The sequence below is a fragment of the Micromonospora foliorum genome, assembly GCF_022229015.1.
Taxonomy (GTDB): domain Bacteria; phylum Actinomycetota; class Actinomycetes; order Mycobacteriales; family Micromonosporaceae; genus Micromonospora; species Micromonospora foliorum.
The window spans coordinates 1-793 of record NZ_JAKKFF010000225.1 but is presented as its reverse complement, the minus strand read 5'-3'; the positions used below and the strand labels follow the sequence as shown (position 1 = coordinate 793).

The window sequence follows — 793 nt, the reverse complement described above, 5'->3', positions numbered from 1 at the left end:
ATATTAGGTGAGGCCCGGGGACACTGAGTCACACCGACACTGTCCACAACCAGCCCGCCCCCCGCGTTGTTCCCGCACCCCGCCGCGCCCGCCCATCCGATCGCGCTGCACCGCCGGCCGCAGCACCGCCAGCCGCTGCACCGCCGCGACCCCACCCCACCCTCGCGACCGCGCTTCGGCCTACCCCCGCGAGATCTTGGACAGTTTCCGTTCCGCGCGAACGGAAACTGTCCAAGATCTGCGGACGATCACCCACCGAACCGTGCCATCAGCCCCCGGCGGGCACGCGGCGGCGCGGCATCCGCAGTCAGCGACCAGCATCCACGTGCCTCCCGGCACGGACATGGAAGTGGAAGTGCCGCTGGCCGGCACCCCGTGGTGCGGGTGCCGGCCAGCGGTCGGTGTCATGCTTCGCGGTGCGGTGGTGCGGTGGTGTGGGTCAGCTGTTCCAGTGCTGGGCGACGAGGTCGGTGGCCTGCTGCTCCCACTGGGCGTAGGCGTCCGGGTAGGCCGATACCTGCACGGTCTGCGCGGCGTCGGTCAGCGGCATGTCCTGCCACCCATCAACCTGCTTGAGGCCCTTGAGGAACGCGGTCGTCGAGTACTCGGGGTCGGTGATCTGCTCCGGCGTGCCCCAACCCGAGCTCGGGCGCTGCTGGAACAGGCCCAGCGAGTCGTGGTCGTTCATGTCGCCGAGGTGGCCGAGGTTCTCCAGCTTCGACTCCTGCAGGCTCGTCGCGATCGAGATCACCGCGGCCCGCTCGGGCAGGCCGACCTTCTTCGTGGCGGCGAT

1 pseudogene is annotated in these 793 nt (G+C 70.0%); it reads right to left on the bottom strand.

Annotated elements, in window-relative coordinates:
• Positions 1–439: 439 nt before the first annotated feature.
• A pseudogene (locus tag PSH25_RS17310) lies at positions 440–793 on the bottom strand (hypothetical protein); the annotation flags it as partial.